At 36.1% G+C, this 23,900-nt stretch carries 15 protein-coding genes; 8 read left to right on the top strand and 7 right to left on the bottom strand.

The annotated features are described in order from the left end of the window. Nucleotides 1-11: 11 nt before the first annotated feature. From BUR19_RS08900 to BUR19_RS08890, 3 genes are all read right to left on the bottom strand, one after another. Nucleotides 12-2,960, bottom strand: a complete 2,949-nt coding sequence (locus BUR19_RS08900; protein WP_074234934.1) for a DUF11 domain-containing protein — start codon at nt 2,958-2,960, stop codon at nt 12-14. A 436-nt stretch (nt 2,961-3,396) separates the two neighbouring features. Continuing rightward, nucleotides 3,397-5,055: a helix-turn-helix domain-containing protein gene (locus BUR19_RS08895; protein WP_083600713.1), complete on the bottom strand. Its 1,659-nt coding sequence runs from the start codon at nt 5,053-5,055 to the stop codon at nt 3,397-3,399. Nucleotides 5,056-5,480: 425 nt separating this feature from the next. Beyond that, nucleotides 5,481-7,163 carry a T9SS type A sorting domain-containing protein gene (locus BUR19_RS08890; protein WP_074234929.1) on the bottom strand — a complete coding sequence of 561 codons (1,683 nt, stop codon included), beginning with the start codon at nt 7,161-7,163 and terminating at the stop codon, nt 5,481-5,483. Between the two features lie 191 nt (nt 7,164-7,354). Between BUR19_RS08890 and BUR19_RS08885 the strand changes: the two genes are divergently transcribed. The 5 genes from BUR19_RS08885 to BUR19_RS08865 are packed head-to-tail and all read left to right on the top strand — an operon-like array spanning nt 7,355 to nt 12,177. Further along, nucleotides 7,355-9,307 (top strand): tetratricopeptide repeat-containing sensor histidine kinase, encoded by a 1,953-nt coding sequence (locus tag BUR19_RS08885; RefSeq protein WP_074234927.1) that lies wholly within the window; start codon nt 7,355-7,357, stop codon nt 9,305-9,307. Nucleotides 9,308-9,312: 5 nt separating this feature from the next. Then, nucleotides 9,313-9,978, top strand: coding sequence for a response regulator (locus BUR19_RS08880; protein ID WP_074234925.1), 666 nt, complete (start codon nt 9,313-9,315; stop codon nt 9,976-9,978). Between the two features lie 47 nt (nt 9,979-10,025). Continuing rightward, entirely contained in the window at nt 10,026-10,229 is a 204-nt protein-coding gene (locus BUR19_RS08875; protein WP_074234923.1) for an ArsR family transcriptional regulator, read from the top strand. 3 nt (nt 10,230-10,232) lie between these two features. Further along, nucleotides 10,233-10,994, top strand: coding sequence for a helix-turn-helix domain-containing protein (locus tag BUR19_RS08870; protein WP_245799048.1), 762 nt, complete (start codon nt 10,233-10,235; stop codon nt 10,992-10,994). Between the two features lie 22 nt (nt 10,995-11,016). Then, a complete protein-coding gene (locus BUR19_RS08865) occupies nt 11,017-12,177 on the top strand; it encodes an FAD-dependent oxidoreductase (protein WP_074234921.1) in 1,161 nt (386 codons plus the stop codon). Between the two features lie 334 nt (nt 12,178-12,511). Here the strand turns inward: BUR19_RS08865 and BUR19_RS08860 are convergent, their stop codons facing one another. The 4 genes from BUR19_RS08860 to BUR19_RS08845 all read right to left on the bottom strand — a co-directional run bounded on the left by BUR19_RS08860 (nt 12,512) and on the right by BUR19_RS08845 (nt 17,838). Beyond that, the gene (locus BUR19_RS08860; RefSeq protein ID WP_074234919.1) at nt 12,512-13,375 is read right to left on the bottom strand and encodes a T9SS type A sorting domain-containing protein; all 864 of its coding nucleotides are present in this window, start codon (nt 13,373-13,375) and stop codon (nt 12,512-12,514) included. 82 nt (nt 13,376-13,457) lie between these two features. After that, a complete protein-coding gene (locus BUR19_RS08855) occupies nt 13,458-15,278 on the bottom strand; it encodes a GEVED domain-containing protein (RefSeq protein ID WP_074234917.1) in 1,821 nt (606 codons plus the stop codon). Nucleotides 15,279-15,409: 131 nt separating this feature from the next. After that, nucleotides 15,410-16,546, bottom strand: a complete 1,137-nt coding sequence (locus tag BUR19_RS08850) for a hypothetical protein (RefSeq protein ID WP_074234915.1) — start codon at nt 16,544-16,546, stop codon at nt 15,410-15,412. After that, on the bottom strand, nt 16,543-17,838 hold the full coding sequence (locus BUR19_RS08845) for a helix-turn-helix domain-containing protein (RefSeq protein ID WP_175565888.1): 1,296 nt from the start codon (nt 17,836-17,838) through the stop codon (nt 16,543-16,545). Before BUR19_RS08845 ends, BUR19_RS08850 begins: the two co-directional genes overlap by 4 nt. A 561-nt stretch (nt 17,839-18,399) precedes the next feature. On the opposite strand from BUR19_RS08845, the gene BUR19_RS08840 reads away from it, so the two are divergent. From BUR19_RS08840 to BUR19_RS08830, 3 genes are all read left to right on the top strand, one after another. Beyond that, nucleotides 18,400-19,854, top strand: coding sequence for a T9SS type A sorting domain-containing protein (locus tag BUR19_RS08840; protein ID WP_083600712.1), 1,455 nt, complete (start codon nt 18,400-18,402; stop codon nt 19,852-19,854). Nucleotides 19,855-20,605: 751 nt separating this feature from the next. Next, nucleotides 20,606-22,939 carry a TonB-dependent receptor gene (locus tag BUR19_RS08835; RefSeq protein WP_074234909.1) on the top strand — a complete coding sequence of 778 codons (2,334 nt, stop codon included), beginning with the start codon at nt 20,606-20,608 and terminating at the stop codon, nt 22,937-22,939. A 2-nt stretch (nt 22,940-22,941) separates the two neighbouring features. Further along, nucleotides 22,942-23,757 carry a DUF4249 domain-containing protein gene (locus BUR19_RS08830; RefSeq protein WP_074234907.1) on the top strand — a complete coding sequence of 272 codons (816 nt, stop codon included), beginning with the start codon at nt 22,942-22,944 and terminating at the stop codon, nt 23,755-23,757. The last annotated feature ends 143 nt before the right edge of the window (nt 23,758-23,900 follow it).

Genomic DNA, 23,900 nt, shown 5'->3' with positions numbered 1-23,900 from the left:
TAGTAATATTGTTATGGACAAGCTTGTCTGTTAAAACAGCTCCATATACCATCATGGTAAATTTTCAGACATTTAACAGTTGTATCATAAACCATCATACCTTCCTGCGGGTTTACGATTTTAGGCGCGATGGTTGTGGGGCTGCTTTGTCCTTGAATGTCTATCGTTGAAAGGCGTGTTATCACAAAGCCTCGGTTATTAGATTCCAAGGCTATATGTCCTGATTTTCTTGCCATTGGCCAGTTTCCGGGAGCATCACCACCAGCCCTTTTCAAAAGTGTGATGCCAACCTTAGTATCCGGACCATTGCCTGTCACTACAGCTGGCCGATAGCATGCGCAAGGTGTAATATTAAGACCATAACCGTAACCATTCATAATAGTCAGGCCAACAACGTTTTGAGTGACAGTAATATTATTAGTCCCGGTATGGTTCCATGTGATTGTATTAAATGTATTACCATTGGTAAGCACTAATGGCTGAAGAGGTCCATATGAAGCTTTACTCCCGTACAAGGAAATAACTCCAGCAGGGCTAATAGAGATACGAATGAGTGGATTAGCTGGATTTCCCCGCATCTGCCATATGTCGGCAGCTGTTCCATTGTGTGTAGTGTTGATTTCATATTGAGATCCATCGGCAAAACGTACATTGATACCTGAAGTACCTGATGACTGGAACTGAAGTTCTTGTGCAGCTATCAAAGTACCATTGATATTTAGATTGAATGAATTATCCAGTTCGTAAATGTCGAAGACAAATCCGTAGTTAGAAGGTGGTTGCACAATATTCTGAGTAACATAAGGGTCTGGAGAGTCAGAAATACTCCATTGGAAGGTATTCCCATTGACAGGTTCTGTACAGATTTCACCTGGTGTAAATGTTACAGTATTATGGTTTAAAATATTATTACATATGCCACCAAGCCCATTATTGGCACACTCGTATTGGGCATTAGTAGGAGGCACTCCTGGCGTATTATTGGTAGCATCAGGATCTGTAACATCGTTTGGTCTTAGTATCGTAGCCTGAACCTGTACCGCACCAGCAGTTGCAGCGCTGCTCACAAGCATTGTAAAGGTGTATGTAATTTCACATCCGTTGGGCAGAGTAAGCTGAGAAGAATAGGTGTGTGTTATCGCATTGTAGCTGACAGCAATTGCTTGAGTGCCACAGTTGTTACCGGTAAATGTTAAAGACTGCGGATCGAAACCTGACGGCACTGTAAAAGTGAATGGTGCATTTTCAACATCACTAGGACCATTATTTTTTACTTTCACTGTATAAGTAATCTGGTCAGCTATTGCCAGTGTTGTTTTATCTGCGGTAACTGCCGTAACCTGAAGATCTGCAGTCTTAACAATGACCGAAGTTTCTGATTGGGCAATCGGTCCCTTAATATAAGACCACGTATCGATTGATTTCTCATTACCAAATCCATTTCCAAGATTGGCTGAAGTCAGAGGGCTTGTGCTGTTAGTCTGCTGTCCCCACATATGTCCACCCGTACCGGTAGGACCACTAAGAGAACCGGCAACGCTGGCGTTAGCGGGTGTAGATCCTTTTCCCTGATTATTGGTGGTAGTCCTCGTTATATCACTATCATCCCAATATACGCGGTAACGTTCGCTGGTAGTGTCGGTACCATTTAAAAGTTCCAACACCATACCGTTGGGATTTATTTCCATATCAATAAATGGAAAATGCACTTCTGCACCACGCAATTGAACTTTAAGCCTGATTGGCTGGTTACCCTGCGGAAGATTATTGTTATTGCCGTCTTTTCCATCCCAGAATACATTGTTATTGCCTGCGGCAGCGATTCCAGTTAGAGTCCGTGTTGTAAAAGTCGCTGGTATTGAAGCACTTTCTATCGTAATAGTATAAGAACCCTGAACTGCGGCGTTAAATCTAACATAGCCACCCTTAACACTGCTGACCTGTCCCGGTGTTGTTTCAGAACCGACCAGACTCACATTAAGAACTGTAGGTTCAATGACGCTTGTTCTCAGCCAGGTTGTGTTTCCGGGTACACTACCACTTGCTGATACAGGCAGATCCGAGGACGGCTGGCTGTAAAATATCTTATGGGTAATGTCAGAAGAAGTATCTGCAACAATAGGGGATTGCACATAAGATGCAATACCGCTTGAAAAGTCCATACTTTTATAAGTAGAACTGTTATTTGAAATAAAACCTCTGTTGTTTACAAAAAATGTGAAGCCGACCCCATTATTACCATTATTATTGACTCTGTAGATATAGCCATCTTTTGTTAACGCATAAATCTGCCCGTAAAATCCACTTTGAGCATTGCTGATATGCAGATTTACTACATTGGAGTAAGTCCGACCTGTTATCCAGAAACCCGAAGATTCTACTGAGACATCCCAGGCTGCAATTAGTTCTGAGTTTGTGTCCTGCGTCCACGACGCATCTGCAGCAATACTGGTAACTGATGGTGTAGCAGAAGAGTTGACGTCACCTGTGGGCGTAAATTCGATTTTCCATATACCAGCCTGGTTCGCTGCTGCTGTTCTGTTAAAAGTTAAGTATCGATTCGAACCTGCTGCCTGTGCCAGAAGTCTTGGTCCTGCCAATTCTGCGGTTCTGGTGCTTATCTGTCCCGTGGTATTGTTAGCGGAAGTGTACACAGAGCCATCCGGAGCTGTAAGAATAATTCTGCCATTGCCTATGCCTTGAGCACTTGAGGCTGCGTGGATAACTTCACCCGCCTTAATATAAGCATAATGCGCTCCTGCTGTTTTAAACGGCCATGAAGCCATTGTAGAACCAGTGGTACCATTATAAGTATTACTATACAGGTAAGCCCGACCGCCAGCAGCGCCGCTGGGATAAAGATTTTTTGACCCTTCAGCAAAAAGAAAATTAGCTGTAAGAAAGATTAAACAGCAGAAGAACCTCCTTCTGTTGAGAAAGTTAAAAATTTTTTGCGTCATTTTGTGTTGATAAAATTTAATAAAGCTTGTTTAGAATTTAATTCTTGCTGTTAAGCACGGATGGTCAAAAAAACTTTCCCGATAGATATTCGGGAAAAGCTTTCAGACTTTTCATCATTTGTATCCTGTTTCCAGCAAGTCAAAAAATCTGATGCAAAATACCAGCTATCAAAACGGATATACAATAAAATGAGAGGTCGTATTCAGGAAAATGAATGTTAATAATAAATTATGAATAGAGATTTAATAATTTAATAGTCTGGTGATTAGCAAAAATAAAAAAGGAGACTGCTGCCTCCCTCAACTTTATGAACTTTAATCTTCTAAATATCATATTCGATCAAAATTCAGATTCAATAATTTTTTAAGTTTTATACAAAATTATGCGACGCTAACCGGATGCGATCGGTTTATTTCCGAAAAAAAACATCGAATTTCAATTCAAATGCTGTGACCGAAGATGATCAAGGAATTCGGAAGGCGAGACATCAGTAACCTTCCTAAATGCTGCTGCAAACTTACTTTGAGATGAAAAACCTGCCTCATCAGCCAAGCTGGAAATTTTGTACTTATGATATCGACTATCATTTTTTAGTTTATGGATAATGTGTTTAACCCTCAATTCATTAATATAGTTCTTAAAATCTTTCTTTTTGTAATTATTAACTACAAAAGATAGGTACTTAGTATTAGTGCTGCAATAAGCTGCAACATATGGAAGAGATACATTATTTCGGGTAAATAACGTAGACTGTTCAAACTTTTCAAGCTTTCCTAAGATTTTCTTTTCGGTAGCCGGAGTCATTAAGGCCTGAGTTTCCGTTTCAATGTCATCTGATTGTTGAGACAGAATAGCCTCATCCCTGGAAAAAACATTTACTTCTGGAATGTCAGATTCGAACATTGTTGGAGTGTTTGTCTCTTCAAATTCCTTTAAGATCTGCTGTATTTTTACAAATTTTTCTTTCTGGCGCCTTCTGTAAATAATAAAACAGCCAATAATAACGGTTAGTAAGAAAAGCGCTACAGCAATCAATACATTTTTCTGTTCTGATTGCTGCTGTTTTTTTTCAGAGTCTTTTTTCAGGTTTGTAAAGGAATCATTAATAAAAGCGGAGGTTTTGCCGCTTATTTTTTCTTTAACAGAGTCTTGTTTGCGTTTGGTTAATTCCAGTTTTTCAATATCCTTGGTTAAAGCGTAATATTGCTGAGAACTTTGATAAATTTCATTTTTTAAGCTGAGGTAGGGTGATTCTTCAGCAAGCAACTGCGCTTTATCAATCAAAGGTTTGGCTTTTTCGGGACTTTTCTGTGCAATATGGATCTGCGCCATTCCGTTCAGAACCAAGGCTGTCAGGAAGTTGTCCGGCATTTCATTCAATTTATTCAAAGCTTTTTGATAATAGTCCATGGCCTTTGAATAATTTTTCAGGTGATAGTAATTCAAACCCAAAAGCTGTTCATTATTAGCTGTAAGAAATGGATTATCCTGTCCGCTAAGACTAAAATAGCGTGAGGCATCATCAATCATTTTTATAGATTCACGATATTTTTTTTGCTCAAGCTCATAGTAAGCTTTCTCCTGCATAAGAAAGCCGTTTGTTTGATTGACAAGTTTTGGGTCATCGATGTATTTTATAATCTCGGCTGTTTGATCTATATATTTTTTTGACTGGTCATAAAGTCCAAGATGTCTATACTGGGTAGCAAGAAAACCTGATACCTTTGCTTTCCATACATATTCATTTGTGTTATCCAATATGTCGTTAGCTTTTATAGCATAATCAACTGCTGCTTTAAATTCTCCGGATTGTTGAAGCAATGAAGCTGAAAGCATAAGGCTCTTGGCTTTATAGCGAGGACTTTCGGAAACATTATATAGAGAATCAGCTATTTTTAATGCTTTTCTAAAATCTTTTTGAGATATTTCAAGATATGTTTTGGTGTAAATCTGATTAAAAGCCTCTGGGTTTTGGGCCTTTGGGAAGGTCATTAAAATAATTGTACAAAGAGTTACTAAACGGAAAAGAAAACTCTTCCGGCAATTTAATTTAATAGTCATCATATTAGGGTGTTGAACTGTCAAAGTTAACATAATATATTTTTAGCTATTATAATAGGGTACGCATTCTGTCTTTCGTTCCGAACCGAAATCAGGAAAATGGCTCGTAAATATCTATGTTTATCTATTTGTGCGAAAGTATTTTATGTGTTACAAGAGAAATTTCAAACATAACAATTTTCAGTTTGACTATTTCACAGTTCATGCAGAGTACTGAAGCAAAAGATGGCTGTTGCATTTTTTGTATTGGTAATGATAAATTAATGAAAACAGCCTCCTTATTCTTCATTTTGCCAGCTTTACCAAAACCTAATTAAATAGCGATATTCCATCAAACCAGCTAAAGAAACACACTATTTAACCAAAGTGATTGTTTATCTCTTCTTGGCTGCGTAATAAGATCACAAAAAAACCAGACAGCAATAAGATGTCTGGTTTTATTTTGGTATTGAATCTGATTAGTGGTTAATCAGAATTTTTTTACTTACAATTCCTGAAGAGGTTTCGATCTGTGCAATATAATAACCTGAAGGAAAAGGACTCACATTCAATTCCGTACTGTTTTCAGTCATATCTTGCTTTAGTACAATCTGCCCTGCAGAATTAATAAGACTTATATTCATCAGCCTGCTGTTAGGTTGTGCTTTTATTTTCAGTATGTCAGTCACAGGATTAGGGTAGACCTGTACAAGCGCTGATTTAGAGACATCATCAATGACTGACATTGTACCATCTTCAAAAAATAAAGTCAGGTTGGGAACATAAAGAACAGGGAAGCCTTCTGGTGGGTTCAATGCATCGAAAGGCTGTTCGTCACCGTCTCTGCTTCGGGAGTAAATAGGCTCCTCGGAAAAAGTACCAATAAATGTTGACCATAGCACCATTTGTGGATGACTTTTATTGGTATAAACTACAAGATTTTTTCCTGAATAATTGAAAGAATTCTGAAGCGGTATGTAAAGCTGGTTGAAACCTTTCTTAAAATTCATTTTACCGTCAAAAACTTTAGTAAAAGATGACGGTGTTAGCCATTCTGAAGACAAATCTTCCTGATCAGTCTCAGCCAAAAATATCTGAATCGGAATGTCATTATTGTCTTCATCAAACTGACAAGTATATTGCAATCCGGTAATTTTAGCGTTGTTCTTTCCAATCTGTTGTGTAGTGTACATACTCTGCCCTAAACTATAAAAATTGAAAAAGTTAAATGGGATGGAATGCTGCAGTGTAAAAGATCCAGAACCGATCTGCACGTTTTTGGTTCCATCTTTCATAATATGCACTGCCAGATCTCGGGATTGATTGTTAGTTGCATTTTCATCGCCTGAAAGTTCTACCACGGCATAAACCGATTGTTGAGGTATATCGCTTTCCTGTGGTGTCCAAGTCAGGATCTTCTGTGATTTTTCTCCGAAACTAATGGGATCTCCTGCAACGGATGCCAGTTCTGCTCCGCTACTTGATTTTAATTTGATATTGTAATTACTCTGTGTTAATTGTCCGCCATTGGTAACCTCAACCATAAGCATAGCAGATTGTCCGGCATTCACAGAAGTGTTACCACTGATTTGACTTACCAAAAGATCTTTGTCAGGTACAGCGTCAATTCTTACATCATCAACTGCCCATCCATTGATAAAAAAGTTACTGCCATCGTAACGGAAGGCATATTGTATTTGTGTTGCATTTTCAGGAACTGTGATAAAGTAAGTGAAACGATCCTGTGGAATATTAAGTGTCCCTAAAGGTTTTTCCCAAAGTGTCTGCCACGTTTGGCCACCGTCAAATGTCACATCCGCTCCAATAGTTTCCCCTGCATCGCCAAGGAAATTAATTAGATATTGATTGTAAGATAAAGCCAGTCGCTTATGTCCTGCGGTATTGATCACCGGCGAAACCAATCGGCTCAAACCGACCTGCATCCCGTAGGTCATATAAAGTTCGGGGGCTGTTCCGCCTGATATCTGCGAATTATTGATAGACCAGCCCGGTGGTTGTTCTGCTTTGATTTCCCAACCAGGTGGCAGACCACCAGCAGGATAAGAAAAGCTTTCTGTATAAATCGTCTGCTGAGCAGATGCCAGACCTCCATAGAAAAGATAAACAGGAAGGACTGAAAGCAAAGTAAAAATTTTCTTCATAACAATAATGATATGTGGTTAATGATTACAAATTAACTTTATTACCAGCATTAAAACAATTCGTGACAGTTGCTAAATTTCAGTAGTTCAGCTAAGTACTGGCACTTATTTTTATCCTGAAGCCATAAAAAAAATACCAATTTTCAGGATTTAACGCCATATTTGTATGATGCATTTGAAATGCAGAACATATGAAACGGTTCTATATTCTTACTTTACCCATTATCCGCGAGCTCATATCTCTCAGCAAAATTATCCTACTGCTGATTTTATGCCTATCATGCGAGGATAAGAATAAAAATAAATTAAATAACCATCAACAAAATTACGACAGTCAATTTAATGAGATACATAAGCTCGTTTACGAGAACCCATCATTAGCGCGCCGAAGCGCTTCACGGATTCTAAAACAACTTTCTAAAGAAAATGTCGAGGCTAAGGTTATCTGTCTGAAATACATCGGTTCGTCTTATGCATTTGAAACGCAGTATTCAGAAGCGATTACATATTACAAAAAAGCACTATCATTTGCAGAGAAGTTAAATTTCTATTATGAAATTGGCAATTTAAACAACAATCTGGGTACCATTTATAATGAATTTGGGAACTATAGAGCCGCATATATGTATTTTGTAAAGGCTCTTCAAAATTATGATTTGTCTGGACACAAAGAAAAAAAAACAGGAACACTTAATAATATTGGATTAACATATCTTAATCTTAATCATTACGACAAAGCGTTGGGTTATTTTAAAAAAGCCCTCAACTCAAGTACAATCAATAATGATAGCATCCTTACCGCTACCATCCTCAATAATATAGCGATATGCAACTTTTCTAAAAAAGATACTAATAGAGGAATGAAAAACCTCCGGCAGTCAATACTATTATCTGAGAAGGCCAATAACCTATATGGAACTTGTGTGTCTTATCAGATTATGGGCAACACCTATTTATCGATGAATGAAAAAAGCAAAGCTTACAATGCCTATTCAAAGAGTGTTACAATAGCTAAAAATGCAGGTCTTGTCCATCTTCTTGCTGTCTCCAAAGTAGGGCTGGCCAGGCTTGCACTATCTGAAAATAATGTTGCTAAAGCCCAGCTATTGGCTGATAAAGTTATGGCGGTATCTGAACAAAATAACAGCCAGTCCCTAAAAGCAGATGCTCTTCAGCTTTTAGCTAGTATTTATGAAATAAGGAAAGATTACAAAGAGAGCCTGAAATACTTCGAAGCGCATACCAAACTGAAGGAAGAGATGACTAATAGCTCGATTGTTAATCAGATCTATGATGTGGAAGTAGATTATCTCAACCAGCTCAATCAGCTTCAGACACTAGAGCTGGAAAAGAAAGAACTTGCTATCAGTAATAAAAATATTATACTGCTACTGATGTCTCTGGTATTTATGATTATTTTTGGTGGGCTCTATTTTCTATACCGTAACCATCAGAATAAACAGAAAGTAAAACTTCAGGAAACCATCATCGAGTTGAACAGGCGAAAATCCAACGCGGCACTTGAAGCTGAGATCAGAGAAAGAAAAAGAATTGGACGTGAGTTGCACGACAGTCTCGGGTATCTGTTATCTTTAGCAGGTCTTAATGCCAGTGTTTTACAGAAACGCAACGATATTAATGAAACCAAAAAAAGTGAACTTATTGCAGCTTTAATGGAAAGTATTAATGAGGCATTCGATGAAGTAAGAAATATTTCCCACAATCTGGCTCCATCACTATTATCAGAACAAGGCATCAAAGGTGCTTTAAAAAATATCGCAGATAAGGTTAACCAAAGCGGTAAGATTAAAATGAGTTTTGATACCTTTGGTCTGCAGCAGCATTTAGATGATCTCATAGAGAATATCCTTTACCGTACCATTCAAGAAATAGTGAATAATACTATCAAACATGCAGATGCATCTGAATTATTTGTTCAGATTGCCAAGGACTCTCATCAGATTACGCTGATCTCTGAAGACAATGGCAGAGGATTCGATGTTGAAAAACTTGAAGAAGAAGCAAGTTTTGGACTGGCACATATCAGGTCATGGATAGAAAACTTAAACGGTAGTATGCATATTGATTCAAAAATAAACAGAGGAACAATTGTTAGTATAATGATTCCCATAAACATTGAATAACACTCATGGCAGATCATATAATAAAAGTTTTGATAGTGGACGATCATCAATTGATGATAGAGGGACTCAAAGTACTTCTTGAAGATGAATTAGGAATCAAAGTGGTTTCGGGTGCAGCATCGATGGGTGAAGCAATCAAAATTTTAGAGCAGCAGCAAGTGGATATTATTCTGATGGATATCAATATGCCTGAAATATCGGGAATAGATATGACCAAGAAGATCAGGGAACTCTACCCGGCAGTTAAAGTTATTGCTTTAACGATGCACGAAGATATTTCAGTTATTTCAAAAATGATCAAGGCTGGTGCTTCGGGCTACATTCTAAAAAGGACGAATATGCAGGAGGTAGTTGATGCTATTAGAGCAGTTCACCAAAACGGCCGCTACCTTAGTGCCAGTGTCCAGCACGTCATAATGGATAACCTGATGAGTCCCGAAGAACTTTTAGATACTGCTGAAGAAGACAAACCTGTATTATCATCCAGGGAACTGGAAGTACTTCAACTAATTGCTAAAGAATTTAGTAACGAGCAGATTGGAGAAGCACTGTATATCAGTGAACGAACTGTAGAAGCGCATCGAAGAAATATCTTCATTAAAACAAAGACCAAGTCTATTGTAGGATTAATTAAATATGCACTTAATGAAGGGCTTGTAGAATTGGATTGACAACGTAGCCTAATAAATTAATAACTTTTTAAATCTTTAAATACACGATGAGTGAGCAACACAATAAAAAACCAGTTAAACTATGTTATGAACATATCGGTGGAAAGCTTGGTGAACTTTTACTGGAACAGTTTATAGCCAAAGGGTGGATCGAAAAAGCTGATCCTAAAGAGAAAAATTATTTAATCACTGCAATAGGAGAGATTGAGTTTGCTAAACTAGGGGTTGATCTGTCAAAAATCAAATCATAACCCTTGATTCCACCTGACGATAACTTGCAATTCCGTTTGGTAGAAGCCGACCAAGCTATTTCTGATTTTGTCTACTGTTTTTCGGCCTTCCATAACTTAGTGGCAATTGAAGAAGGTATTATTATCCCTAACGGTAAGATAGATTTGGTGTTGTCTCTTAATGACGAGGGACAATTCCATATAAGTCTTTTAGGTCTGGAAACTGAGCCTAAGATGACGCCGAAGCAGACGTTTACCAAATTCTTCTCTATCAGTTTTGAACCACTGGCTGTTGAATACATCCTTCGAACTGAAGTTGCAGGTCTGCTTAACAGCGGTAAGAAAATGCCTGATAATTTCTGGGGATTCACAGCTGAGGATCTTTTTGACTTTGAGGCCTTCTGTTTAAAAGCATCCCGCGTCATCACCTCTCTGATCCCAAATGAAGTAGATCAAAGGAAACAGCTTCTTTTTGCAGAATTACGGATGGCAAATGGAGAAGTTAAAGTAGGAGAAATTGCAGAAAAGCTGGGTTGGAGTTCCCGACAGATCAATCAATATTTTAACCGTTTCTTAGGCGTTTCCTTAAAAACCTACTGCCGGATTCTGCGCTTTCAGTCTTCATTGCGGCACATCTGGGAGGGTGAATTATATCCGCAGCTCAGCTACACAGACCAATCCCATTTTATCAAAGAAGTAAAAAAATTATCCGGCGTATCACCTAAGGAACTCAGCCGTAATGAAAACAGCCGATTTTTACAATTTTTAGTTTACGATAAGGAATAGCTTTGCCGTAAAAAGTAATAAGATGCTATTAGACAATAAAAAAGTCGTCATTATCGGTGCAGGCCCTGGAGGTCTTACGCTTGCAAGACTTCTGCAAAAAAAGAATATTAAAGTCCAGGTTTACGAGAGAGATTATGATAAAAATGCCAGAGTACAGGGGTCACCATTAGACCTGCATCAGGATTCGGGACTAGCTGCACTGAAAGAAGCTGGTCTTATAGAGGCGTTCCAACAAAATTTTCTCCGTGGAGCAGACCGTGAAAAAATTATGGATCAAAACGCAGAGACCCATTACAGCGATCATCACCATAAAAAAGAAGACGATTTTAATAATAAATATTTTCGTCCAGAGATTGACCGCGGCGTGCTTCGCAGCATCTTACTTCAATCCCTAATGCCGAATACCGTCGTGTGGAACAGTCATTTTATCTCGATGGAACCTCAGGACAATGGTTGGCTACTTCACTTTAAAGATTCTGCTTCAGTTTACGCTGATTTGGTAATTGGTGCAGACGGCGCTAACAGTAAAATTCGCTCCTATATAACTGATGTTAAACCTTTCTATACAGGTATTACAATGCTGGAAGGACATATTGAGGGTGCTTCACGTAATACACCTGTTATTAATACACTTTTGGAAGGGGGCAAAATCATGGCATTTGGCAATAATCAAAATCTTTTGATGGGACAGAAAAGCAATGGTGATATAGGATATTATGCCAGTTTTAGAGTACCAGAGGATTGGAGAATACATAATGGAATTCTTCATTATAACAACAATGAGGTCTTGCAATGGTTTCAATCAGCTTACAGTCAATGGAATCCTATCTGGGAACAATTATTTACTGCTGCCACACCGCCGCTTATTCCAAGACCGATCTACTGTGTGCCATTGGATCAGTATTGGGTTCCTAATCATAATGTGACCGTTTTAGGAGACGCTGCCCACGTAATGCCGCCTTTTGCAGGAGAAGGCGTTAACATGGCTATGCTCGATGCTTTGAAATTGAGCCGATTGTTGACTGCAGATGCTAAAACAAATATGCTGGAGACCATTGCTGCTTACGAGGAAGAAATGAGAGCAAGAACATCTGTTATAGCTCAAGAATCCCTTCAAAATGGAGAAATCATGCATAACGAATATGCCCTGAAGTCCATGGTTGAAATGTTTTCTAAGCATTAAGGATAATTAAGCCAGCCTTAAGTCGCCATTCAAAGCTATGCCTTTTCCTTTTCAATGAGAACTCCAGCATTATTTAGACAGTGGAGACAGTACAGATGCGCAAAAGTTCTTAGACTTTGTCATTGATATTGGTAGTGTAATTGTTTTCTCAAAATATTTTGGATTCCTGTATTTATTTTATTTTGAAAACCTTATAGTTATAAAGTGATAGAAAGCATCAAAGAAATAAAAACAACTCAAATAGGAGTTGTTTTTTTATTAATAAGCTTCTATTAAAATTCAAATTCTACATAGATCGTCTTATTGAAAATATGATTTATATTTTTGATAAATTTTACAACTTTACAACCTTCTGAACAGATGTAGTATTATCTGTGAAAATTATTTTAATGAGATAAGTTCCCTTAACATATTTGCTTAGATCGATACTCTTTGAAGTTGTCGATTGGATTTTTTTTCCTGTAGAATCATAAACCTGAAAAGTCTGTGTTGCTTTGTCTGTTTTTATGTAAACTTTATCAGTTGTAGGATTGGGATAGACTTGTAAGATAGATTTATTACTATGAGAAACAGCCATTGATTGTTTTGCCTGAACTTTGAAATTATCGACGTAAATACGATAGTTCGCATCTGCTACAAACGTAGTACCATCAGAAGCATAGAATGCAAACTTTACATTGTTGCTTTTATACGCAGAAACATCAATTGTTATTTTATTTCTTTCATTAGAAATAGTCATATTGGGATTGTCCCAGTTTTTTAGTTCTTGCCAGGTCGTTCCGTTATCAGTAGTTATCAGAACTTTGAATTTGTCTGTTGATACAACCTGTGGAGCAGGTCCGTTTGGATTGGTCATAAATGGACCGTTGGTAGTACCATAATCAAAGGATATTTCATACTCACCACCAGATAAATCAAAAGCATTGCTAATAGCCCAAGCAGAAACATTAGCTGTGAAAAAATTCATACATAATGATTGGTCGTTTGCAGAAGTGTTACCGAGAAAAGGTTTTTGTTGCCAATAATTGGATGATGTACCTGTAGGCCCATTTCCAACATTGGCATTGAAGGCATAACCGATATACCAATTTGTCAATGGAAAAGTAGTAAATTCCTGAGTGTACGGAGGAACTGTTGTTTGTGCGAAAAATGATGAAGCAGTCATCATCATCATTGCCAATAGATAAAGTTTTTTCATAGTTGTAGAAAATGTTAGTTAAGATAAAGCCCCATCTAGACAGACAGGGCTATCATCATTATAAAATAATTAATTATGAAGACTATTTTTTGATTAATTTCTGAGTATCCTGACTTCCATTATCAAAAGTCATTCTGATGATATATTGACCAGTTGTAAGCTTTGATACATCAATTGTTTTAGTTGCAGACTCCATAACCTTTCTTCCGTTCATATCAAAAATTTCAGCCATTTTCAGATTTGACTCATTCTTGATATTTACAAAATCTTTTGTAGGATTTGGGAATATAATTGTATTGATTTTTTTATCAGTTTCAGATACTGCAAGACTTTCTTTAAGGACATTTATGGTATAATCCTCTGCCTGCCCTTGGTCATAAACTCCACAAGAATAGGTCGAATAATTAACAGCTTCTGAGATGATTCTCATTCTTGTATTACCTAAATTAGCAGATAATGGAACAGGAAGTTGGTAAGTAATTGTATTTCCATTAGATGTTCTTACTCGCCCAAGTTGATAAATCTCTCCGTCGTCACCCAGAAATCCATTTTGATTCCAGTCTATAAATGCTGTGATAGCTTGGTTTGATGTACTGTCATAAGTTTGCGCATTGATTTGGATTGGATAGGTCTTTCCTCTCTCAAGATCTGTTTTGATTCCTGAAAAATCTTCAAAAGGAACATTATCAGTTGATGCGTTGTTGATAGTTCCAATTTTCACGTTATCTATCGGCATGAGGAAATTGAATTTTGGAAGACAATAACTGTCAGTAGGATTGGTTTCAACACAGCTTCCTATCAATGTAAATACCCCGTCTGCACCATTGGTTACCGGTTTCCAGTTGGTTTGTCCGTCTCCGCTGTAATACATTTCCTTTCCACTGTTTCTAATAGAAGTTGATTCCCAGAAAGATGCATTAGTCTCATCATTGTTAATCACTTTTACAACAATCCAATATCTGGATCCCGTAGCACCACCTGAAAGTACCACAGGCTCGGGAAGATTGAAAGTGTTTTTTCTGAACGTGAATCCATCTCTTACATTCAAATCGGCAACAGAGCTTGGTGTTACTCCTTCATAAGCTTTGATAGTTCCGCTTGGCAAACCATAACCATCTCTAGCCATAATGTAAATAGCAAAAGACTGGATTCCGCCTTTGTCAATAGTATTAAGAATAATATCTGTAATAGTTAGATTGGTATGTGCTCCAACATTGAAATCATTGGCAAGGTAAAGAAGCTTTAAGTCTCCAGCTCCTGTTTCAAAATTATTGCTTGGCGTAGATGGTGCACAAGCAGATGGATAATTTTCAACACTGTCACTATTACCAACAACAATGTCATCCAGAACGTTGGCTCTTCCAGTCTTCATTACCGCTTCAAAACAAATCTGAAGCTCAGACGATTTTTCTGGTAGATTCAAAACAGCTTGTTTCCATTCTGGAACATTGAACATAAAATTTTTCAATACTTTCCACTCAGAAGTAGGAGAGACACGGTAATAAACATTTAGGATATTCTGATAGATTCCCCAAGATTCCTGCCCCATGAAAAATGAAACTGTCGGCGTTTGTAATCCTGTAATATCCATTGTCGGACTTATCAGTCTAACCTTTGCATCGGGGGAATTGGCTGCAATTTGAGAACAAGCATTAAGTTGCCCAGAGTGTGCATTCACGATGTTGTAATCCACACCGCCTGCTGATCCTTTTTTATAGATCCAGCCATCATAACTTGGGTAGTGCCCACCAATTACCTGTTGTGTCCAACAAGAACGGCTTGGGCTGTCAGCTTCAAAAGTTTCCTTAAAAGGAAAGGAGCTTACAGTATTACAAGTCTGGGCATTTAGATCAGCATTTGCAATAGCAAAAAATGCAATGATCAAATAATAAAGTTTCTTCATTTCTATTCAAATTTTAAACAGGACGAAAATATATCCGATTTTAATAGAAAGCAAAGTATTGAATAGCTTTATTATAGAAAATTTATGATTTTGACAGTGGGATTTTATTGATAAATAGTTGAATGTCAATATTATATATTTCTGGTGGCCTCTTTTCTTAAAACCCTTCGTATTTGCTCTTTTCTGACTGTTTTAATGAGCATAAATACGATTATGATTGTAAAAAAAGTTGCAGTAAATATAATTAGTAATATATAATTTTTATTGATTGACTGTTTTTCTAAAGCACTGTTTGATTCCTCCTGAAGAATTAATTGGTTAACTAATTTTGCTGAGGCTAGATTGCTTTCCGCAACACGTTTTTTATAAACAGATTCGTAGTAGTGGTGATTTTTAATGTCTTTTTGCTGTAGAAAATTTTTGGAAAGTAGTGCATAAATGTCATTTTCTATATCGTCTCTGGCTACCTGATTTTTTCTTTGCTTCAGAATTTCAAAAAGAATCACGTTTGATAAATCGGGTTTATTTTCCAAAGCCAGAATTTTGGCCTTTCCAAGTTCGATAAATGACTGTTGTAACTCTACAAATTGTGGAGGATAACGATTGGAAGCCTCTATCATATTGATACTCGCCAGATTGAGGTTTTCCAGTGCCAACTTGGTCTGCTTTTGTTGAATCAAGGAAAATCCTTTGTTCAGGTAAGCCATTTTGATGTTGATCTCTGCTAAAGGATTTTTGGACTGCAGATACTGATTGATTGCTTTGTTGAAATAAGATATTGCGATTCCACTGTCAAGACTATAGAAATAGTTCATTGCCTTGAGATAGAAAATATTTCCTTTCACCATACTAAGCGTATCCGAAATCTTTGGTGAAGATAAAAGAGCCTCAGCCTGATCTAGGTAAACACGCGTTTTTTCATTGAGTTGTAAAGACTGATATGTATTTCCAAGGATACCTAATATTTTGACTTTGGTTATTGCGTCACCATTGTCATCAGCAATATCCAAAGCTTTATTGCCATATTTTATAACGTCTAGCGGCTTTTGCAACATATTAGACGTGTTTGTCAATATAAATAATGACTGGAGTTTTTGCTCGTGACTTAGATTTTTTTTATCAAACGCTGTTTTTGCAAGACGAAAAGCTTCTATAGGGTTTTGCAGCATCAGCTTTTGTGCTTTAGTCAGAATTACATCCACAGTTGGCTCATTGGCAGCTCCGAAGAATCCAAAAAACAACATCGTAATTAGAATAAATCTTTTCATTCTTCTTTCTCTTTTAACAATTGGATGTAGCTCGCTGGTGACATCCCTGTAACCGATTTGAAAACTGCAGCAAATGCGCTGTGCGTGGAAAAACCACTTTCCTCTGCCAGATATTTGATTTTATAGCTTCTGTAGATTGGCTTTTCTTTCAGTTTATTGATGATGTAATTGATTCTCAATTCATTAATATAAGCATTGAAATTTTTTTGCTTGTGTGTATTAATTGCTTCTGACAGGTATTTTGTATTGGTTTCCAGTTTTTTAGCAAGATTTTGCAATGACATATTGGGATCGATACAATCCTCAGATTTTTCAAAATTTTGGAGTTTTTCCAATAAAATGTTTTCCGTTTTTTCCGGAATCGACTGTGGTTGTGTTACCTTCCTTTCTTTTAAAGCATTGATTTTGTTTATGAAACTTCGATATTCTTTTATCTGAGTCGATACTTGAAAAAATCTAATTAATAATAATGTAATGATAATTAATCCAGCAACAGTAATATAAATCAATATCCTTTTTCTGCTCTCCAACAAAGATTTTTCTTCATCCTTATAATTGTTCTCAATAATATTGAACCATTTGTTCTTTGCAGAAAATTTTGCTTGATCTATAAGTTTTAAAATAGATTCGCTTTTATCGCTGTACTCTTTGTAACCAATATTGGAAGATGTTTTGGAGTAATAGGAGGCTAACAGGTCGTAATATTCATATTTAAGATTGATATTGGTAGATTGTTCCAAAGAATCTTCTGGGAGCGAATCTATAAGAATCTTTGCTTCTTCCTGACGGCTATTATCAATGAGAAATTTACCATAGATAATCTGAAATTCTACATCGGAATTGTAGAGTTTTTGGATTTCCTTTAAAAAATATTCGGATGACTTGAAATCTTTTGAGCCTGCTATTGTAAATAAGCTGAGAAGATTTTCTCTTTCAATAAGCAAATTACAAGTCGTCGCTTTTTTTAATATATCAGAGAGTGAGACCGATAGATTTCTAATTTTATTTTGCTCGATTTTATCAATTAACTCATTTATTTGCTGTGAAAAATTAATATCACTGTTATTTTCATGTTTTTTAGCAAAAGGTGTTTTGATACTCAGATAGTTTAAAATACTTCTTTTGAGAATGAGAATGCCAGGCGAAAGATTTTCATCATCACTTGCGATTTTTTTCAAAGCTTCATTCAGATTATTTTGAAAAAAAAGTGATTTTATTCTAAGGTAGTCAATTTTTTCTTTCTCGTCCGTATCCAGAGCGAAGTTTTTTTCCAGATAATCTAGTGTTTCCAAAGTCTTATCCGGTTTTAGTGTCAAATCATAAGTTGCCTTTTGAAACAGTTGTTTTTTTTCAGGATCAATGGGTTTACCAAAGATAAAAGTGAAAAAAATCATACAGAGAAGAAAAACGGACTTTGACACCAAAATATAAATTAGTGGTTAAAATTATGCTTTTATTTTCATTTTCGGTAGTTTTTTTAAGTATAGATATTGTAAAATAAAAGAATGATAATTATTTTACGTTAAACGAAGATCTATTATTCAACTCATAAAAAAATAGATCAAATTATAATATAAACATATCAAAACTGGAATATTAATAGGAAATTGAGCTTACAGTTTGTTACAATAATTACGAGGTAAATGTTTTTTTTTAAATGATTGATTATTAATGTTTTGTTTTGATTTTTTTTGTATCGAAATTGAGGAAGTTTTTATAATTATGACAGTGTAACATTTCTGTTTTAGGGCTGCTCTTTATACTTTAGTTGGACAAAATAAGGTTCGAATTTTTAAACAAGTGACAGCTTTATGACTGAGAATAATTATAAAATTTAACTAACAATTTCTAATATGAGAAAAATTAATTTTTTTGCTTTTTTATTATGCGGATTGATGTCTGCGCAAACCACATTTACTTTGGTAAAGGACATTCTTCCAGGTGTACAGAATTCAACACCTTCCAACTTTGCTATTTATAATGGCAAACTTTATTTTTCTGCGAGCTCTACAATAGATGGTGCGTCCATCGGTTCTGAACTATGGGAAAGTGATGGGACTGAGGCGGGAACAAAATTGGTTTCGGATATCGTTCCTGGTAACTCTTCTTCTTCACCAAATGCATTGTATTCATTTAATAATAAATTATATTTCAGCGGAAGTATGGTTATCAATGGAACCACTACTTCCGGAGTATTGATGTCGTATGATGAGACCAATGGTGTGCAACTGGTTTCATCTACAGCAAAATTTAGTTCAAATCTTACAAATTTAGGTAATACATTATATTTCAAAGCTACAAATGCAAACGTAACGCCCAACACACAAAGACTTTTTTATCTGAACAATTCAGGTCAGGCAGTTATTGCGGATGATAACCTTAATGTTCTTAATATTGGTCTTGGTCCTAATAAAATTTTGGCTAATGCCCAAGTGACAAGTGCGGCAAATCCTCTTTTGACTCAACTTTACGGGTTTGACGGTACATCAACAGCTCTCGTTAAAAATGTAAATCCAACGACATCTTCTTACCCGCAGTATCTGATTTACAGTCCTGCTTTGGGTAAAACCCTTTTTAACGCCAACGGAGGAAATGGAGGAGAGCCTTGGATTACAGATGGAACAGAGGCCGGAACAGTCATTTTGAAGGATATCAATATTTCTAGTGGCACAGCAGGATCTAACCCCAACAATTTTACAGAGTACAAGGGGAAAGTTTATTTTTCTGCTTCTGATGGTTTAACAAGTGGAATAGAACCTTGGGTTACAGATGGAACAGAGCAAGGCACCAAAATGCTAAAGGATATAATTCCCGGAACATCAGGTTCTTTTCCTGAAAAATTTGTGGTAGTTAAAGACAAGCTTTACTTTTTTGCTACAAGTGCAAGTAATGTAAAACAGATTTGGGAAACAGATGGAACAGATAGCGGAACTAAAATGTTGGCGTCTATAGCATCAGGCTCCAGCTTAGTTGCATATAATGACAAACTTTATGTTGTCGCTAGAATCTCAAGTACAGATACTATTGGTACAGAACTCTATAAGGTAAATCTTCCAGAGGAAACCCTCTCTGTATCTGAAAAAGATGAATTCGCAAAAATATATCCAAATCCATCTAAAGGAGAAATATTTGTAACAAAAGTAAAGTTCGGCTCTTTTGAAGTATCCGATATGACTGGTAGAATTGTTAAAAAGGATAAATTTTCAAATAATAAAATTATAACCAATGTTACAGCTGGAACTTATTTCTTAAAAGTTTTATCCGATGATTCTAAAACTGAATTTGTAACAAAGATTGTTATTAAATAACAAGTATATTATTTCACTATAATCTAAATTTTTAAGAAAAAAACACCTTGAAAACAAGGTGTTTTTGCTTTTAAGTTAATATTAAAATCCGTACTGTACTGAAAATCTAACATCAACTTTTGCTTATTATTGAAAAGAATTTTCAAAGTTAAGTTCGATTTATTTTATCTTAAATGAATCAACAAAAATAGTACTGCTCGGAAGTATGGTTGAGATATTGGAATGGCTATGCAAAATCAAAAACTATCTCGTGAAACATAGATATAATAGCTAAGATTGATGAAGTCTTAAAAATTATTCCAAACCTCTTTAAACTATCATATTAAAGTAAATAATCGGACGAAGTACGTTGTACTGTCTTTGATTTTGACTCTACAATTTCAGGAAACAACATTTCGAAAACCTCAATTAAATTAGACATTCCCAAGTATCATATTGATTAATAACTAATGAAGAAAAAAGCACTTCTGAAAATACTTTTACGACTAATTAAAGTTTACACGCACATCTGCACAAGCACTTTTGTTGATTCTGTAATTCTTTTAAATCAAGTTACGAATGAATTATCTATCTCAAATATTGCATAGCATAAAGTCTTAATTATTGAAACGATTAAAATTGATATATTTAGAATTTAATTAACTATAATTTTAACATTAAAATATATTGGATAATTTTATTGATGCTGTTTTTTAATTGATTAATATAATCAAGAAGCAAATTAAACGTTTAAATAAAGTAAATTTGTTCAATGCAGACATCCTCCCTGAAAATTGCTAGCTCCGTAGCGGCAATTTGTTTTAGTTCCATTGTTTTTGCACAGCAGAAATATTCGGTAAGTGGTACAGTTAAAGATCAGAAAAATGGTGAATTGCTCATCGGCGTTTCCGTAAAGGTTGCAGAAGATCCTACCATTTCAGTTATTGCCAACGAATACGGATTTTACTCGCTTTCACTTCCCAAAGGTTCATATACTTTGGTTGTTTCAAATCCCGGATTCAAAGATTTTCAGCAAATCGTGAATGTTGAAGATGATGTTAAGCTGAATCTTCAGCTTAGTCAGGAAAACGGTGAAAGGGTAAAAGAAATTGATGAAGTTGTAATTTCCGCCGTGAAAAAAGACAAAAATCTTTCATCTGCACAAATGGGAACCGAGACTCTGAGCATTAAGCAGATTGATAAACTTCCCGTTCTGTTTGGTGAAAAAGATGTGATGAAAACCATTCAGCTTTTACCCGGAATTAAAAGCAACGGTGAGGGAAGCAGCGGTTTTTCTGTAAGAGGTGGTGCGACCGATCAGAATTTGATTTTACTGGATGAAGCAGCAGTTTATAATGCATCGCATTTACTTGGATTCTTCAGTACCTTCAACAGTGATGCACTGAAGGATGTGAGTATCATTAAAGGGAATAGTCCTGCGCAATATGGCGGTCGACTTTCATCAGTTTTAGATGTGAAAATGAAAGACGGAAACAATAAAGATTACAACGTCAACGGCGGAATCGGATTAATCAGCAGCAGATTAAGCGTTGAAGGACCGATTCAGAAAGAAAAATCTTCATTTATTGTTTCTGGAAGACGAACATATGCGGATGTATTTTTAAAAGCAACGGATGATTTTAAGGACAGTAAATTATATTTTTATGATTTAAACTTAAAAGCCAATTATCAGATCAATGATAATAACCGTTTGTATTTATCCGGATATTTTGGAAGAGATGTTTTAGGTTTGGGTGATACATTTTCAACCGATTGGGGAAATACGACAGCAACTTTGCGTTGGAACAGCATTATCAACAGCAAATTATTCTCCAACACGTCATTCATTTACAGCAACTACAATTATAATGTTGCGTTAAGCAGTAACAACAATACTTTCGGGCTTGATTCTGAAATTGAAGACTGGAATTTGAAACAGGATTTCTCCTGGTTTGCGGGAAATAAACATTCCGTTAAATTCGGTTTTCAGTCAATTTATCATACGATCACTCCAAGTAGCGCATCGGGAACAAGTGTGAGCAGTTTTCCGAGAAATCCGAGATATTCCTGGGAGAACGCCGTTTACATTAATGATGATTATAAAGCAACAGAAAAGTTAACCATTAACTACGGAGCAAGACTTTCAATGTTCAGTGTTTTGGGTGGCGATACTTTTAATACCTACCAAAATGGAGTTTTAACCGACTCTGAATTTTTAGAAAAAGGAAAATTCGGGAAAACCTATGTGAATCTTGAACCGAGAATTACAGCAAATTACAGAATTAATGAAGTAAGCAGCGTGAAAGGAGGCTATTCCAGAAACACTCAGAATTTACACTTATTAAGCAACAGTGGAAGCGGAAACCCGACCGACCAATGGATTGGAAGCAGCTATACCGTAAAGCCAGAAATTGCTGACCAAGTCAGTGCAGGTTACAGCCGAAATTTCAACAACAATAATTATGAATTGAATGCTGAGATTTATTACAAATCAATGCAGAATCAGATCGATTATAAAAATGGGGCACAAATCTCTTTTGACACCGCTGCAGATGTTGAAAGCGAGCTGTTATTCGGAAAAGGAAGAGCCTACGGTTTAGAATTAATCGCCAAAAAGAAAAGCGGAAAACTGACGGGTTGGGTTTCTTATACTTTATCTAAAACTGAAAGAAAAATCGACGGAATTAATGATAATCAATGGTATGATGCAAGACAGGATAAAACACACGACCTTTCTGTTGTCGCAACTTATCAACTGAACCCGAAATGGTCTTTTTCAGGATTATTCCTTTACAGCACTGGAAATGCGGTAACTTTCCCGACCGGAAAATATGAATTGAACGGACAAACAGTTTTCCAGTACAGCAACAGAAATGCAGACAGAATGCCGGCTTATCACAGAATGGATCTGAGCGCAACCTATGAACCTGTTTCTACTAAACGCTGGAAAGATTCCTGGTCATTCGGGATTTATAATGTTTATGGAAGAGAAAATGCATACACGATTACTTTTGAAGATAATCCGAACAATCCGGGAACAACAAGAGCAATGCAGACTTCACTTTTCAAATGGGTTCCGAACATTACTTATAATTTTAAATTCTAATTATGAAAAATTTATTAATAATCATATTTTCTTTATTTTTATTAAATTCTTGTGAAAAAGAGATAGATTTAGATTTAGAAGACCAAAGTGGACAAATTGTGATTGAAGGAAATGTAACTGATCAAGCAGGTCCATATTACGTGAATATTACAAAGTCGGTTGCTTTTACTCAGGCTAATCAATATCCTGCAATCGAAAATGCACAGGTTGTTTTAAGCGACAACACAGGTCAAACCGAAACTTTACAATATATTGGAAACGGAAGATATCAAACATCAACTTTTGTAGGACAACCTGGTAGAACATATACTTTAAAAATTCAGGCGGAAGGAAAAGAATACACTTCAACAAGTACAATGCCTGAAGCTGTAACTTTTGACGGTCTGGAGCAGGATTCTTTCATCGTCGGTGGAGAAACAAGTTATACACTTTTACCGCTTTTTACTGATCCTGAAGCTTTAGGAGACCGTTATCTTTTTATTTATAATGTCAACAATCGTTCAAAGAGTAATTTTCAGGAGTTTTCTGATAATGTTAATAATGGTTTGCCTAATCAAAGACCTTTGATATTACCTAACGATGATGAAGACGGAAGTGTGAAAGTTAAAGTAGGCGATACGATTAATGTAGAAATGCAGTGTATCGACCAAAACGTTTATACTTTTTACTCTGCGCTTTTACAGCTTTCAAACGGTGGAGCCAATGGTGGCGTTACACCAGCGAATCCGCCAAGTAACATAAGCAATGGTGCGTTGGGTTACTTTTCCGCACATACCGTAAGAAAAAGAAGCACTGTCATAACACAGCAATTGGATTAAGATATTATTTATGAAAATCATTTATGATTATCTAATCAATATTTTTTTGCTTGAATTTAATATTAATTTAAAATCCCATTTGTATTGATTATCAGCATTTAAGCTATTATTTGTTAACTGGTTTTAGTAAGGGTTTTTGATGT

This window comes from Epilithonimonas zeae (genome assembly GCF_900141765.1).
Taxonomy (GTDB): domain Bacteria; phylum Bacteroidota; class Bacteroidia; order Flavobacteriales; family Weeksellaceae; genus Epilithonimonas; species Epilithonimonas zeae.
The sequence above is the reverse complement of the archived record's forward strand: the minus strand, read 5'-3'. Positions and strand labels throughout refer to the sequence as shown.